At 73.7% G+C, this 15,580-nt stretch carries 11 protein-coding genes and 1 pseudogene; all 12 read left to right on the forward strand.

The features are described 5' to 3' along the window. The first annotated feature begins 17 nt into the window (after positions 1 to 17). The 12 genes and pseudogenes from D9753_RS22740 (at position 18) to D9753_RS22795 (ending at position 15,572) form a co-directional block, all read left to right on the forward strand. Complete coding sequence (locus tag D9753_RS22740; protein ID WP_121788669.1) at positions 18 to 650, forward strand: PLP-dependent aminotransferase family protein; 633 nt, start codon at positions 18 to 20, stop codon at positions 648 to 650. Then, positions 647 to 1,966 carry a DegT/DnrJ/EryC1/StrS family aminotransferase gene (locus D9753_RS22745; RefSeq protein WP_121788670.1) on the forward strand — a complete coding sequence of 440 codons (1,320 nt, stop codon included), beginning with the start codon at positions 647 to 649 and terminating at the stop codon, positions 1,964 to 1,966. Before D9753_RS22740 ends, D9753_RS22745 begins: the two co-directional genes overlap by 4 nt. Further along, positions 1,959 to 3,029: an N-acetyl-gamma-glutamyl-phosphate reductase gene (gene argC / locus D9753_RS22750; RefSeq protein WP_121788671.1), complete on the forward strand. Its 1,071-nt coding sequence runs from the start codon at positions 1,959 to 1,961 to the stop codon at positions 3,027 to 3,029. Before D9753_RS22745 ends, argC begins: the two co-directional genes overlap by 8 nt. After that, entirely contained in the window at positions 3,026 to 4,882 is a 1,857-nt protein-coding gene (locus tag D9753_RS22755; RefSeq protein WP_121788672.1) for a M20/M25/M40 family metallo-hydrolase, read from the forward strand. The genes argC and D9753_RS22755 overlap by 4 nt, the downstream gene beginning before the upstream one ends. Continuing rightward, positions 4,879 to 5,697, forward strand: coding sequence for a thiamine pyrophosphate-dependent enzyme (locus D9753_RS22760; RefSeq protein ID WP_121788673.1), 819 nt, complete (start codon positions 4,879 to 4,881; stop codon positions 5,695 to 5,697). Before D9753_RS22755 ends, D9753_RS22760 begins: the two co-directional genes overlap by 4 nt. Further along, positions 5,694 to 6,734 (forward strand): transketolase family protein, encoded by a 1,041-nt coding sequence (locus D9753_RS22765; protein ID WP_121788674.1) that lies wholly within the window; start codon positions 5,694 to 5,696, stop codon positions 6,732 to 6,734. The genes D9753_RS22760 and D9753_RS22765 overlap by 4 nt, the downstream gene beginning before the upstream one ends. Then, positions 6,722 to 7,984 (forward strand): ATP-grasp domain-containing protein, encoded by a 1,263-nt coding sequence (locus tag D9753_RS22770; protein WP_121788675.1) that lies wholly within the window; start codon positions 6,722 to 6,724, stop codon positions 7,982 to 7,984. Before D9753_RS22765 ends, D9753_RS22770 begins: the two co-directional genes overlap by 13 nt. Then, entirely contained in the window at positions 7,981 to 9,282 is a 1,302-nt protein-coding gene (locus tag D9753_RS22775; protein ID WP_240468250.1) for an amidohydrolase family protein, read from the forward strand. The genes D9753_RS22770 and D9753_RS22775 overlap by 4 nt, the downstream gene beginning before the upstream one ends. Then, positions 9,279 to 10,520: an MFS transporter gene (locus D9753_RS22780; RefSeq protein ID WP_121788677.1), complete on the forward strand. Its 1,242-nt coding sequence runs from the start codon at positions 9,279 to 9,281 to the stop codon at positions 10,518 to 10,520. Before D9753_RS22775 ends, D9753_RS22780 begins: the two co-directional genes overlap by 4 nt. Beyond that, positions 10,513 to 11,472, forward strand: coding sequence for an NAD-dependent epimerase/dehydratase family protein (locus tag D9753_RS38745; RefSeq protein ID WP_121788678.1), 960 nt, complete (start codon positions 10,513 to 10,515; stop codon positions 11,470 to 11,472). Before D9753_RS22780 ends, D9753_RS38745 begins: the two co-directional genes overlap by 8 nt. Then, complete coding sequence (locus tag D9753_RS22790) at positions 11,472 to 11,777, forward strand: putative quinol monooxygenase (RefSeq protein WP_121788679.1); 306 nt, start codon at positions 11,472 to 11,474, stop codon at positions 11,775 to 11,777. The genes D9753_RS38745 and D9753_RS22790 overlap by 1 nt, the downstream gene beginning before the upstream one ends. Positions 11,778 to 11,837: 60 nt before the next feature. Then, positions 11,838 to 15,572: pseudogene (locus tag D9753_RS22795) on the forward strand (ABC transporter ATP-binding protein). The last annotated feature ends 8 nt before the right edge of the window (positions 15,573 to 15,580 follow it).

The raw sequence follows: 15,580 nt of genomic DNA on the forward strand, positions 1-15,580 counted from the left end.
GAGAAGAACCGACACCTATGGAACTGTTCGACACCGCCACGGTGCTCACCCGCGTCCTCACCTCGGGCGTGGTCATGAGCATCGAGAAGAGCGACCGGGAACTGCCCGGTCTGGAACGGCTGCTGACCAAGCGGACCGGGCGTGCCAAGGCCGTCCTCCTCAACAGCCGCACCGGCGCCCTGCACGCCGCCGTGGCCGGCCAGGGCATCGGGCACGGCGGCACCGCCGTCGTCGCGGACATCGACGACGCCGGCCGGGCGTTCCTCGACTGGCTCGGCGTCACCGTCACGGCCGACGGGGGCCCGGTGACGTACGACCACGTGGCCCTCGACCCTCAGAACGCCGACCGCCTGCCCGAACTGGCCGCCCGCGCCACCGCCCCCGCGCTGGTGGTGGACCTCACCGGCCTCGGCTTCGGGCCGGCCGCCGCCGTGCTGACCGACGACGAGCTGATCTGGGCCCGCGCCGAGCGGCTGAAGATCTTCGGCGCCCACGACCTGCGGACCATGTGGACGCAGGAGGAGGCCGACCTCTCCCTGGTGCCCGGCGTCCAGTTCAACTACCGGCTCAGCCCGCTCGTGGCCGCCTGCGCGCGGATGGCCCTGACCCAGGCGGCCCGCCCCGCCGCCCCCTCCGGAGCCCGCTCATGATCACCGACTTTCCCGCGGCCCCGCTGCCGCTTCCCGACGCCGCCGCCGTCGAGGAGGAACTCGCCGCCCTCGGCGGGGGCGAGATGATCCCCAAGGCGCTGCGCCGAACGCTCTTCCCGGTCATCACCAAGGAAGACGTCTTCAACCTGATGCTCGCCCAGCGGCAGGCCCCGGAGAAGGTCGTCGCCGACTTCGCCGACGCCTACCGGGCGTACGTCGGCGCCGCCCACGCCCTGCCCACCGCCAGCGGCACCTCCAGCCTGCACATGGCCCTCGTCGGCGCGGGCGTCCGGCCCGGCGACGAGGTGATCGTCCCGGCGTTCACCTTCATCGCCACCGCACAGGCCGTCGTCGCCGCCCACGCCGTCCCGGTGTTCGTCGACATCGACCCGGTCACCTACTGCATGGACCCCGCGGCGGCGGCCGCCGCGATCACCGACCGCACCCGCGCCCTGATGCCGGTGCACGTCCACGGCCTGCCCGCCGACGTGCCCGCCCTGCGCGCCCTCGCGGACCGCCACGGCATCGCCCTGGTGGAGGACGCCTCGCACGCCCACTCCGCGAAGATCGGCGAGCGGGTCGCCGGGTCCTTCGGCGACGCGGCCGGACAGAGCCTGATGGCCGACAAGAACTTCCCGCTCGGCGGCGAGGGCGGCATCGCCTTCTTCGCCACCGGGGAGGCGTACGAGCGCGCCACCGCCTACCTGGAGCGGCACGGCATCGACTACGGCATGTCCTGGGTCGCCGCCGCCTTCGGCAGCAGCCAGTTGCGGCGCCTGCCGTACTACGACCAGGTGCGCGCCCGCAACGCCGCCCTGCTCGGCGAGGCCCTCGACGGCACCGGCCTGTTCGCGCCGCCGCACGTGCCCGACGGCCACGTCCACGCCTACAACATGTACCGGATCACCCTGCGCCCCGAGGCCGTCGGACTGGACGACCTGCCGGTGTTCGCGGTGAAGGAGGCGGCGCACGAACTGCTCGTCGCCGAGGGCGTACCGGCCCGCGAGTGGCAGAACACACCGATCCCGTGCCACCTGCCGTTCCGGCACCGCGACGGTTTCGGGGGCGGCTACCCGTTCACGCTCAACCCGGCCGCCGTACGCGACCACCGCCCGCAGGACTTCCCGGTCACGCTGGGCATGCTCGACTCCACCCTGGTGCTCTGCCGCGAGCTGCGCTCCCCGGTCGAGTACGAGCGCATCCTGCGCTACGCCGACGCCTTCCGGAAGGTCGCCCGCCGGCCCGACGCGATCCGCAAGCTCGTCGAGACGCGCGAGTACCGGCGCCCGTACGAGAAGGCGGCCCGCCTTGGCTGACACGCTCGCGCCCCAGAGGATCCGCGTCGCCGTCATCGGCGCCAGCGGCTACACCGGCGGCGAGGTGATCCGCCTGCTGCTCGAACACCCCCACGTCGACCTGGCGTTCCTGTCGGCGGAGCGCGCCGCGGGCGCCGCCGTCGGCAGCGTCCACCCCTGGCTGCGCAACCATCCGCGGGCGGCCGGCCTCACCTTCCGCCCGCTCGCCGAGCTGGCGGACACCGACCCCGTCGACATCGCCTTCGGCTGCCTGCCGACCGGCACGCTGCCCGAGCGGCTGCCGCTGATCGCCCAGCGCGCCGAGCGGGTGCTGAACCTCGGCGGCGACTTCCGGCTGCGGGACACCGGCGACATCCGCCGGCACTACCCGGACACCGCCGCCCACCCGCCGCAGGAGGACTTCGCCTACTACGTACCCGAGCTGAGCCCCGCCGTCCCCGAAGGCCGCTTCGTCAACCTGCCCGGGTGCATGGCCGTCACCACCGTCTACGCCCTCTACCCGCTGTTCGCCCACGACGAGCCGCTGGTCACCGGCCGCGTGATCGTCGACGCCAAGACCGGCTCCACCGGCGGCGGACGCGGCAGCGGCGAACCGCCGGCCGAACGCACCGGCAACTTCCGCGTGCACAAGCTGCACGGCCACCGGCACGCCCCGGAGATCCGGCAGGCCCTCGCCGACTTCACGGGCACCGCGGTCGACCTGCGCTTCTCCACGCACAGCCTCGACGTGGCACGCGGCATCATGATCACCGCCTACAGCGAACTGCGCGACGGGGTCACGGCGCTGGACGTCAAGCGCGCCTACGCCAAGGCGTACGTCGGCCGGCCGTTCGTACGGGTGCGTCCCGCGCCCAAGGCACCGCAGGATTTCCCGATGCTCAAGGCCGTCGTCGGCTCCAACGTCGCCGAGGTCGCCATCGCCGTCCGGGACGGCCAGTGCGTCACCGTCGCCGCCCTCGACAACCTGATCAAGGGCGCCGCCGGGCAGGCCGTGCAGGCCATGAACCTGATCTCCGGCTTCCCCGAGTCGGCCGGACTGCCCACCACGGCGGTGTCGCCATGACCCGTCCCCTGTACGTCGTCAAGGCGGGCAGCGCCACCCTCGACCACGGCATCGTGCTCAAGGAGATCGCGGACCTGGTGGCCCGCGGCGCCCGGGTGCTCATGATCGCCGGCGGCGCCACCGGCATCGAACGGCACTACACCGCGATCGGCCGCCCGATGCCCAGGCTCCGGCTCGCAGGCGGCGACGAGGTGCGCTACTGCCCGCCCGAGGAGATGCCCCACCTGGTCGACGCCTACGAGCGGGTCACCCTGCCCGCCGTCGAGCAGGGCCTGAGGGACCTCGGGCTGAACGCCTTCACGGCCGTCGCCGCCCGCGGCGGGCTGGTCACCGGCCGGGCCAACCGCCCGCTGAAGGCCCTGAGCGCCGAGGACCGGCCCGTCGTGGTCCGCGACCACCGCGCCGGCCTGCCCACCGAGGCCGACACCGTACGGCTGACGGCCCTGCTGGAGGCGTACGACGTCGTCTGCCTGTCCCCGCCGGTCGCCGACGCGGCGGGCGGCGCCCCGCTGAACGTCGACGCCGACGTGCTGGCCGCGGTCCTCGCAGTCGCCCTGGACGCCGACCACCTGCGCCTGGTCACCGGTACCGCCGGACTGCTCACCGACCCGGCCGACCCGGCCTCGACGCTGTCCGACGCCTACCCCGGCGACGCGGCGCGCTACGCCGGGGGCAGGATGCGGCAGAAGGTCCGGGCCGCCGAGATCGCCCTGGAGGGCGGCAGCGCGGACGTGGCCATCACCGGCCCGCACACCATGGGCGACCTCACCGGCTGGACCCGTTTCTGGCGCACCCGGCAGCCCACCGCCGACCTCACCCTGCTCACCCGGGTCGTCGGCGTCCCGTCCGTCTCCGGCGACGAGGCCGAACTCGCCGCCTACCTGGCCGAATGGTGCCGGGAGCGCGGCATGGAGGCCCACGTCGACGCGGTCGGCAACCTGGTCGCCGCCCGGGGCCGCGGCTCCCGCCGGCTGCTGCTCCTCGGCCACCTCGACACGGTCCCGCACCGGTGGCCCGCCGCCTGGCGCGGGGAGGAGCTGTGGGGGCGGGGCAGTGTCGACGCCAAGGCCAGCCTCGCCGCGTTCCTGGAGGTACTCGCGCACGCCGACATCCCCGAGGACGGCCGGCTCGTCGTGGTCGGCGCCGTCGAGGAGGAGATCTCCTCCTCCAAGGGCGCCTTCCACGCCCGCGACCACTACCCGGCGGACGCGGTCGTCATCGGCGAACCCAGCGGCGCGCACAAGCTGACCCTCGGCTACTTCGGGCTGTTCAAGCTGAGGGTGACGGCCGCCGTGACCACCGGCCACTCGGCCGGCCTGGACGCGGTGTCCGCACCGGACCGCCTCATCGGCGCCCTGGCCGACATCCGCGCCGGCGTCCTGGCCGCCGCACCGGACGCGCTCAGCGCCGTCATCGAGGTCGGCAGCGAGAGCGGACGGCAGCACAGCCGGGGCACCGGCATCCTCAACTTCCGTGTGCCGCCCGGCGCCGACCTGGACGCGCTGCGCGCCGCCGCGCTCGCCCACACCGGCGACGGCGTCACCGTCGAGGTGCTGCGTGCCACGCCCGGCTACGCCGGCGGTCGATCCGGACCCCTGGTGAAGGTCTTCACCCGGGCCTTCGCCGACGCCGGGATCCGTCCCCGGTTCGTGGTGAAGAAGGGCACCTCCGACATGAACACCCTGGCCACGACCTGGCACGACGTGCCGATGGTGGCGTACGGACCGGGCGACTCCGCCCTCGACCACACCGACGAGGAGCGCATCGGCGCCATGGAGTACCGCACCGCCCGCTCGTTGCTCGCCGACGCGGTCAACCGCTGGTTCTCGCTGCCCGAGGGGAGCCGTCGATGACCGCCGTGACCGAGCGGCCCGTCACCCTCCGGGCCGATCTCGCCACCCTCGCCGAACGGGCCGTGGCGGCTCGCCGTCTCGTCGTCGACATGGCGGCGAGCCCGCGCGGCTGCCACCTCGGCGGCAGCCTGTCCGTGCTGGACATCCTCCTCGCGGCCCTGGACCGGGCCGCCGCCGGCGACGGCACGGAGGTCGTGCTCAGCAAGGGCCACGCCGCCGCCGGACTGTACGCGGCGCTGCACGTCAGCGGCGTCCTGCCGGACGATCCGGCCCCGCGCTACGGCCTGGCGGGCGAGCCGTACACCGGGCACCCCGGACCCGGGGTGCCGGGCGTCCGGTTCCCGACCGGCAGCCTCGGCCACGGCGTTCCCTACGCCGCGGGGTGGGCGCTCGCCCGGCGGATCGGCGGCCAGGGGGGACTCGGCATCGCCGTGGCGGGCGACGGCGAGCTGCAGGAGGGCCTGGTCTGGGAGACCTGCCAGGTCGCCGCCGCCCGGGAGCTGGGCAACCTCGTCCTCGTCGTGGACGTCAACGGCGGGCAGAACGACGGGCTCGTGGCGGACATCTCGCCGCTGCCCCGGCTCGCCGAGCGGTTCGCCGCCTTCGGGTTCGACGTGGTGGAGGTGGACGGGCACGACCTCGCGGCGCTGACCGAGGTGTTCGCCGACGACCGCCGGGCCGAGCGCCGGCCGCTGGCCGTCCTCGCCCGGACCGTCAAGGGCAAGGGCGTACCGGCCGTGGAGGGCCGGGCGGGCTCCCACTACGTGACCATCGACGCCGCCCGCGCCGCCAAGTGGAAGCGAGCCATCCGATGACCACCGTGACCGACACCCCCGCCGCCCAGAGCCACCCGACGACCACCGTGGCCGGCACCCGTGGCACCCCCGCCGCCCCCGCGCCGCTCTCCGGCCGGGACGCCTACCGCGACGAGCTGACCCGGCTCGCCGAACTGGATCCCTCGATCCTGTGCCTGGAGGCGGACCTGGGCGGCAAGGGACACCCCTTCCAGGCGGCCCACCCCGGCCGCTTCTTCAACCTCGGTATCGCCGAGGGCGCCATGGTCGACATGGCGGCGGGCCTCGCCGCGGGCGGCTACCGGCCGTTCGTCAGCACCTTCGCCCCGTTCGCCGCGCTGCGCGCCGCCGAGAGCCTGAAGCTGACCCTCGGCTACCTGAACTCCGGGGTCACCGTGGTGGCGCCGTACGCCGGTGTCTCCGGCGCCTGGTTCGGCACCACCCACCACTGCCTGGAGGACCTCGCCATCCTGCGGAGCATCCCCGGCGTCACCATCGCCGCGCCCCACGGCGAGGCCGAGATGCGCGCGGTGGTCCGGGCCGCGGCCCGCTCCGGGCGCCCGCACTACATCCGTACCGGACGCAACGCCCGCTACACCTCCCTCGACCTGCCGGCCGGAGCGGAACTACCGGACGTGAACTGGGAGTTCCCGGCCGGTCCGGACGCCGTCTGCCTGGTGTCGGTGGGTGAGGAGGGCACCCGCCTGGCCGTCGAGGCCAGGACCCTGACGCCGGGCACCGCGCACGCGCACCTGGTGTACGCCGACCACGAGCACCTCACCCGGTCCGCGGCCGAACTGGCCCGCCGGCACAGCCACTTCGTCGTCGTCGAGGAACACCGCGGCCAGGGCGGCGTCGCCGAGGCCCTGGCCCTGCTGCTGCCCCGCTGCGAGGTCACCTCCGTCGCCGCGGACCGCCGCTGGCCCTCGCACGGCGGCGACCACGCGGAGGTCATGGCCGCCCTCGGCCTCGATCTGAACGCCGTCCTGCACGCCCTGACCCGGGCCGGCGCCCCCCACTCCACCAACCACTCAAGGAGCCTGGCATGCACATCCTGATGATCGAATGCAACCCCAACGGCATCGCCGGCATCGCCAACGCCCTGGAGCTGGGCCACGAGGTCACCCTCGTCTCGGTCGACCCCGGCTTCTACCTCGCCGCCTCCCCGCTGGCCGAGGCCGCCTACGCGCACCCCAAGTGCCACGTGGTCCAAAGCGAGCAGGCGTTCTCCATCGAGGAGCTGACGGCGCTGGCACGCCGGCTGCACGAGGAGAACCCGGTCCACGGGGTGACCACCTACAGCGAGTACCACACCGTCCACACCGCGGCCGTCGCCGAGGCGCTCGGCCTGCCCGGCATGAGCGTCGACGGCGCCCGCAACGCCCGCCACAAGCACCTCACCCGCCTCACCCTGGACGGCACCGGCATCCGCCAGCCGCGCTTCGCGCACGTCGCCGACGCCGACGACCCGGCCGCCGTCGAGGCCGCCGTCCGCGAGATCGGTTTCCCCTGCGTGGTCAAGCCCTCCGACGGCACGGCGAGCCTGCACGTGCTGCACCTGAAGGACGAGGAGGACCTGCGCGGCTACCTCGCCGAGCTGGCGGACGTCGCCGACTACGGGCGCGGCGTGACCCGTATCCCGGATGTGCTGATCGAGGAGTTCGTCACCGGCGAGCTGATCTCGGTGGAGTCGTGCGTGCTGGGCAGCGGCGAGGTGGTCAACCTCGGCCTGACCGACCGGCCGCTCAGCGGCTTCCCGCACTTCATCGAGATGGGCGCCACCTACTTCACGGGACACCCGCTCCAGGACGAGCTGTTCGCCATGACCACCCGTGTCCTGGACGGGCTCGGCGTGGACTTCGGCTTCATCCACACCGAGTACCTCCTCGGCCCGGACGGCCCGGTGCTGTGCGAGGTCAACGGCCGGCTCATCGGCGGGATCGTGCCGACCCTGATGCAGCTCAGCTCGGGTGTCGACCCGTACCTGGAGGTCATCCGGCAGGCCCTGGGCGAGCGCCCCGAGCTGCCCTTCCCCGGCGCGACCACGGCCGGCGGCCACTGGTTCGGCGCCCCCGTCGCCGGCACGGTCGAGCGCATCGGCTTCGACGCGCTGACCGCTCTGCCCGGCTACCACGACGCCCTCGCCTACAAGAAGCCCGGCACCCAGGTCACCCGGCTGTCCCGCTCCAACTTCGACTGGATCGGGCACGTCATCTTCACCGGCGCCGACCGCACCGAGGTCAACAAGCGGTGCGAGGAGGCGCTGGACCTGATCGACCTCGGGATGCGGGTCGAGGTGGCCCGGTGAGCCGACAGGTGCTCTCCGGCGTCGCCGTCCCCGGCCTCGACACCGGCACCGTCTTCGACGTGACGGTCGAGGACGGCGTCTTCGCCCGCTTCGAGGCCACCGGACCCCGCCGCGGCGGGGAGCGGGAGCTGTGGCCCGGCTACACCGAGACCCACGCCCATGTCTCGCTGCCCGCCAACTGGGACGACACGGCCGACGACCCGCGGATCATCGCGTTGCAGTACCTCTACCACGGGGTGACCCACGTGGTGGACATGTTCGGTTTCCCGCTGGTCGCCGACGCCTGGCGGGAGGGCGCCGCCGCCTCGCCGTGGCCGTACCCGGAGATCGTCCACTGCGGGTACGCGGTCACGGCCCTGACCGACGCCGCCGGACGCACCGGACACGGCGTCGAGTTCCCGGCGCCGGTGTACATGATCGGCGTCGAGGCCGACCTGGACCAGGCGCTGCGGGCCAACGCCGCGCGCGGCGGCACCTTCCTGAAGGTGATGTTCACCGACGGCACCGAACAGCCGGGCAGTCCGGTGAAGTTCTCCCGGCTGTCCGAGGAGGTCCTGCGGTTCACCGCCCGGACGGCGGCCGAGCGCGGCATCACCGCGGTCATCGACTGCAACACCCTCCAGGAGACCCGCTGGGCCTACGCGTGCGGCTTCCGGCTCTTCGCCCACACCGTGCGCGACCGCACCCTCGGCGCGGCCGAACGCGCGGAGTTCGCGGGCGCCCGGTTCGTCTCCACGCTGGCCGGTCTGCGCCCGATGGTCATGACGGGGGAGGAGTTCCTCGCCGAGTACGGCCGGGAGAGCTTCGCGCTCACGCAGGACCCGGCCAACCTGGAGTTCGTCCGGGGCATCGAGAAGCCGTACGGCATCGGGTTCGGCTGCCAGGAGACCCGTACCGCCGCCCTGGCCGACATGCGCCGCAACGCGCTGGCCGCCCTGCGCGACGGCAGCCTGCTGGTGGGCACCGACTCCGGCAACACGGGCGCCTACCACGGCTACTCGTTCCTCAGCGAGCTCGGCCTGCTGCGCGGCGACGACCCCACGCTCGACCACGCCCTGCGCCACCAGGCCACCTTCACCGGCCGTCGCTACTTCGACGAGCTGCGCGGCGATGCCTCCCCGGCCGGCCCGCTCGGCACCGGCGCGTGCGCCACGTACAACCTGCACGCCCCCGGCGCGCCCCTGACCGCGCTCCCGCTGGCCACCGTCGTCCGCGGTGTGCCCGTCGACCGTCCCGCCCTCGCGCGCGCCATCGCGGGCCTGCGCGCCACCGCACCGAACGGAAAGGCCACGCCGTGACCACTGAACGCAGGCGGGCGTTGATCGGCATCAACGCCGGCATCTTCCTCGCCCACATCGGCAACTACATCTGGTTCCCCCTCTTCCTCGCCTCGCTCGGTGGCACCGACAGCGGCTTCTGGGCCGGTGTGGTGATGTGCATGACCTACGTGGGGCGCCTCCTCGCCACCTTCTTCTACGAGGGTGTCGCCGCCCGTGCCGGCATCCGGGGCGCGGTGTTCGCCGGTACCGCCCTGGAGGCTACGGCCCTGTTCCTCATGGGCTTCGGCAGCGGCGTGGTCACCTACAGCGTGCTCGCGCTGTTCATCGGGTTCGGTTCCGGAACCGCCTTCCCCGGGCTGAAGAACGTCCTCGTGTCCTACCCGGACGACGAGCGGCCCAAGGCGCTGTCGACGTTCCAGATGGCGGCACAGGTCGGTCTGCTCGGCGGCGCGCTGCTCGGCGGGGCGCTGGCCGGGGTGGACCTGCGCGTCCTGTTCTCCGTGGTGTTCGCGATCTTCATCGGCTTCTGCCTCGCCTCCTCGGCGTTCATCCCGCGTGACGGCTTCCGGCCCAAGGACGGCGCCGCGACGCCCGCGGCCGGGCGTCCCCCGCTGTTCAGCACGGCGGTGTTCAAGGGGATCGACGTGCGCGGCGCCACCCGCTACTTCCTGCTGTCGGCCGTCTTCTGGTTCCTGTCGATCGGTTTCATCGTCGGCATCCCGCTGCACATGGAGACCTACGTGCACGGCTGGGCGCCCTCCGCGCCCTTCTGGATCACCGGCCTGACCGTCCTCGTGCTGCAGTACCCGCTGTTCAAGACCCTCATCAAGCGGCTGAACCCCGGCACGGTCATGGCGATCGGCCTGACCGGGATGACCCTGGCGTTCCTGGCCTTCGGCGCCGGGCGCAGCGCCGGCTGGGTGTTCGCCGGCTGCCTGACCGTCGTGCTCGGCGACATCCTCTTCGTGCCGTCGTTCGACATGTGGGTCGCCCACAAGGTCCCCGAGGACCGGCTCGCCAAGGCCATGGGCGCGATGCACTTCTTCCGCAGCGCCGGGAACATGGCCGGCTCGCTGCTCGCCGGCATCCTCTTCGACCTGTCCCGCTCGCTCGGCGTGCCCGGCGCGAACTGGTACGTCGCCGCCGCGGTGGCGGCCGGATGCGCGCTGGTGTGCCTGGCCGACCGGGAGCCCGCCACCGGCCGGGACGCCCCCGTCGCGCCGGACCCGCAGGAGCAGGTGACGGCGGATGCCTGACGTCTGCGTCATCGGCGGCACCCGGTTCGTGGGCAAGCTGCTGGTGCGGCGGCTGCTGGACGAGGGGCACCGCGTCACGGTGGTCAACCGCGGCCGTACCCCCGACGCCTTCGGGGACGCGGTGCGGCGGCTGCGCGCCGACGTGAACGGTCCCGGTGAGCTGACCGCCGCGGTCGCGGGGGAGCGGTTCGACGCCGTCGTGCACCAGATGTGCTACACGCCCCTGGCCGCCGCCGAGACCTGCGCGGCCTTCGCCGACCGCGCCGGGAAGATCGTGCTGACCAGCAGCATGGAGGTGTACAACGCGGACACCTTCCGCTGGCGGCCCCCCGCCCCGCCCATGAGCGCCTTCGCCCGCGAGGACGAGCTGGACGCGGCGCGCTACCCGTACGACACCGCGCTGCCCTGGGCGGACCCCGCCTACCTGGACGTCCATTACGGCGAGGGCAAGCGGCAGGCCGAGGCCGTGCTGGCCGACCGGGCGCGCGTGCCGGTGGTGCTGGCCCGGGTGGCGCACGTGCTGGCCGCCGAGGACGACTTCACCGGGCGCTTCAGGTTCCACCTGGACCGGATCCGGGCCGGGTGGCCCGTGGTCGCCCACGCCCGCCCCGGCCGCACCTCCCTGGTGCTCGCCCGTGACGTCGCCGGCTTCCTCGCCTCCGCGGCCGTCTCCGGCGTCACCGGCACGGTCAACGTCGCCTCGCCCGACCCCGTCGGCGTCCATGACGTGTGCCGCGCGGTGGAGGCGGTCACCGGGCGCACGGCCCGGGTGGTGGAGAAGGCGGACGCGGCCGGTGACCCGGACCTGTCCCCGTTCTCCTGCCCGGCCGACTTCGGCATGGCGACCGACCGCGCGGCGGCGCTGGGCCACCGGTTCACGCCGGCCGCCGAGTGGCTGCCCGAGCTGGCCCGGACCGTGGCGGAGCGGTCCGGCGGCTCCGGGGGGCGCTGATGTTCGACCTGGTGGTGATCATCCGGGTCCGTGCGGCCGGCGACATCGCGGCGGTCGCCGACGCGCTGGCCCGGATGCGCCCGCTGTGCCTGGCCGAGGACGGCTGCGTCGCCTGGGAGGCGTACCGGTCGGAGGCGGACCCGGCCCGGTTCGTCCTGGTCGAGCGGTGGGCCGACCGGGCGCACTGGGAGGCGCACGGCTCCGGCGCGGCCATCCGGGAGATCTACGTCCCGGAGCTGCTGCCGCGCGTCGAGCGGGAGGTGCATCCCTGCCGGCCGGTGACCCCGATTGTTGCGGAGGGATGAAATCCGCATCCGGCGGCGTTGCAGCCTTGCGGTAGATCGGCTCTGACGGAAGGCACCGGTGTGGCACCGCGACGGGGATGGGCACGAAGGCTGGCGGGTTATGCCTGGCGGTATCCGAAGGACGTCGTCCTGGCCCTCGGCTCCTCCCTCGCCGGCATGGCCGTCATGGCCCTCGTCCCGCTGGTCACCAAGGTGATCATCGACGACGTGATCGGCGCCCACACCCGCGCGATGGCCCCCTGGGCCGGCGCCCTGGTCGGCGCGGCCCTCCTCGTGTACGCCCTCACCTACGTCCGCCGTTTCTACGGCGGCCGGCTCGCCCTGGACGTCCAGCACGACCTGCGCACCGAGATGTACGGCACGATCACCCGGCTGGACGGCCGCCGCCAGGACGAGCTGTCCACCGGGCAGGTCGTCGGCCGGGCCACCAGCGACCTCCAGCTTATCCAGGGCCTGCTCTTCATGCTCCCGATGACCATCGGGAACGTCCTGCTCTTCGTGATGTCCCTGGTGATCATGGCGTGGCTGTCGCTGCCGCTGACCCTGGTCGCCCTGGCCGTCGCCCCGGCCCTCGGCTGGATCGCCCGGCGCAGCCGCAGCAGGCTGCACCCCGCCACCTGGTACGCCCAGGCCCAGGCCGCCGCCGTGGCGGGCGTCGTCGACGGCTCGGTGAGCGGTGTACGCGTGGTGAAGGGCTTCGGGCAGGAGGAGCAGGAGACCGGCAAGCTGCGCGAGGTCGGCCGGCGGCTCTTCGCCGGACGGCTGCGCACCATCCGTCTGAACAGCAGGTACACCCCCGCGCTCCAGGCGGTCCCGGCGCTCGGCCAGGTCGCCATGCTGGCCCTCGGCGGCTGGCTCGCCGTACGCGGTCACATCACGCTCGGCACGTTCGTCGCCTTCTCCACCTACCTCGCCCAGCTCGTCGGCCCGGTCCGCATGCTCGCGATGGTCCTCACGGTCGGCCAGCAGGCCCGCGCCGGCACCGAGCGCGTCCTGGAGCTGATCGACACCGAGCCCGGTCTGACGGACGGCACCAGGGCCCTCCCCGCCGACGCCCCCGCGGCCGTCGAGTTCGACGACGTGTCCTTCGCCTACGGCGACGGCGCACCCGTCCTCCAGGGACTCAGCTTCGAGATACGCCCCGGCGAGACCCTCGCCGTCGTCGGCTCCTCCGGCTCCGGCAAGTCCACCCTCTCCCTGCTCCTGCCGCGGTTCTACGACGTCACCCACGGCGCCGTCCTGATCGGCGGTCACGACGTGCGCGAGCTGACCCTGGACTCGCTGCGGGCCGCGATCGGGCTGGTCCCGGAGGACTCGTTCCTCTTCTCCGACACCGTCCGGAACAACATCGCCTACGGCCGCCCGGACGCCACCGGGGAGGAGATCGAGGCCGCCGCCCGCGCCGCCCAGGCGGATCGTTTCATCGCCGAGCTGCCCGACGGCTACGACACCACGGTCGGCGAGCACGGCCTCACCCTCTCCGGCGGCCAGCGCCAGCGCGTCGCGCTCGCCCGCGCCCTGCTCACCGACCCCCGCCTGCTCGTCCTGGACGACGCCACCTCCGCCGTGGACGCCCGCGTGGAGCACGAGATCCACGAAGCGCTGGGCCAGGTGATGGAGGGCCGTACGACCCTGCTCATCGCCCACCGCCGCTCCACCCTCAACCTCGCCGACCGCATCGCCGTCCTCGACGGCGGCCGGCTCGCCGACCTCGGCACCCACGAGGAACTCCAGCAGCGCTCGGCGCTCTACCGCCGCCTGCTCACCGACCCCGACGAGCTGGGCCAGGTCTCCCCGGGCCACGCCGTGCCCGCCGGGCCGCGGGAGGACACCTCCGTCCGGGACGAGCTTGACGCCGAGTTCGACGCCGAGCGGGGTGTGACCCCCCGGCTGTGGACCGGCGACCGTGAGCCCCGCGACCACGCCCTGTCCGGCACCCCGGCCACCCCAGGACTCCTCGCCCAGGTCGAGGCGCTGCCCCCGGCCACCGACACCCCGGACATCGACGAGGGCCGCGCGGTCCTGCCCGAGGACTCCTACGGGCTGCGCCGCCTGCTGCGCGGCTTCCGGCTGCCCCTGCTGGTCAGCCTGCTGCTGGTCGCCGTGGACGCGGGCGCCGGCCTGCTGCTGCCGGTGCTGATCCGGCACGGCATCGACTCGGGTGTGACGAAGGCGGCGCTCGGCGCGGTCTGGTCGGCGGCGCTGCTCGGCCTGCTGACCGTCGTCGTCCAGTGGGCCGCGCAGACCGGCGAGATCCGGATGACCGGCCGCACCGGCGAACGCGTGCTGTACACCCTGCGGCTGAAGATCTTCGCGCAGCTCCAGCGGCTCGGCCTGGACTACTACGAGCGCGAGCTGACCGGCCGCATCATGACCCGGATGACGACCGACGTCGACGCCCTGTCCGCGTTCCTCCAGACCGGCCTGGTGACCGCGTTCGTCTCGGTCGTCACCTTCTTCGGCATCATGGTCGCCCTGCTGGTGCTCGACGTACAGCTCGCCCTCGTCGTGTTCGCGACCCTGCCCCCGCTGGTCGTGGCCACCTTCTTCTTCCGCCGGGCCAGCGTGAAGGCGTACGAACTCGCCCGCGAGCGCGTCTCGACGGTCAACGCCGACCTCCAGGAGACCGTGGCCGGGCTGCGGATCGTGCAGGCGTTCCGGCGGGAGGGGGACGGCGGCCGGCGGTTCGCCGAGCGCAGCGACGCCTACCGGCGCGCCGCGTCCGCGGCCAGCGGCTGATCTCCGTCTACTTCCCGTTCGTGCAGCTACTGTCCTCGGTCGCCGCGGCGGCCGTGCTGATCGCGGGCGCCGGCCGGATCGAGGCGGCCACGCTCACCACCGGCGCCCTGGTCGCCTACCTGCTCTACATCGACCTGTTCTTCACGCCCGTCCAGCAGCTCTCCCAGGTCTTCGACGGCTACCAGCAGGCCACGGTGTCGCTGGGCCGCATCCAGGAACTGCTGCGCGAGCAGACGTCCACCGGGTCCGCCGGCGAGCCTGAGGAGGTGCCGTCGCTGCGCGGGGACATCGCCTTCGAGGGCGTCCACTTCGCGTACGGCGACGAGGAGGAGGCCCTGTCCGGCATCGACCTGCGGATCCCGGCCGGGCAGACGGTCGCGTTCGTCGGCGAGACCGGTGCCGGCAAGTCGACGGTGGTGAAGCTGGTCGCGCGGTTCTACGACCCCAACCGCCGGCCGGGTCACGGCCGACGGCACGGACCTGCGCGCCCTGGACCTCACCTCGTACCGGCACCGGCTCGGCGTCGTCCCGCAGGAGGCGTACCTCTTCCCGGGCACCGTCCGGGACGCCATCGCCTACGGCCGGCCGGACGCCACCGACGCCGAGGTGGAGGCCGCGGCCCGCGCGGTCGGCGCGCACGACATGATCGCCACCCTGGAGGGCGGCTATCTGCACCGGGTCGCCGAGCGCGGCCGCAACCTCTCGGCGGGCCAGCGCCAGTTGATCGCCCTCGCCCGCGCCGAACTGGTCGACCCGGACGTCCTGCTCCTGGACGAGGCCACGGCCGCCCTCGACCTGGCCACCGAGGCGCAGGTCAACCAGGCCACCGACCGCCTCGCCGGCCGCCGTACCACTCTGGTCGTCGCCCACCGCCTGACCACCGCGGCACGCGCCGACCGGGTGGTGGTGATGGACCGCGGCCGGGTCGCCGAGGACGGCACCCACGAGGAGCTGCTGGCCCGCGGCGGCCGGTACGCCGACCTGTGGCGGACCTTCGTCGGCCGGTCCGGACCGGAGGAGCCGGTCGGTGTGTCCGGCCAGGTCGACACGGCCTGAACCCCCGG

This window comes from Streptomyces dangxiongensis, from assembly GCF_003675325.1.
GTDB classification, from domain to species: Bacteria; Actinomycetota; Actinomycetes; order Streptomycetales; family Streptomycetaceae; genus Streptomyces; species Streptomyces dangxiongensis.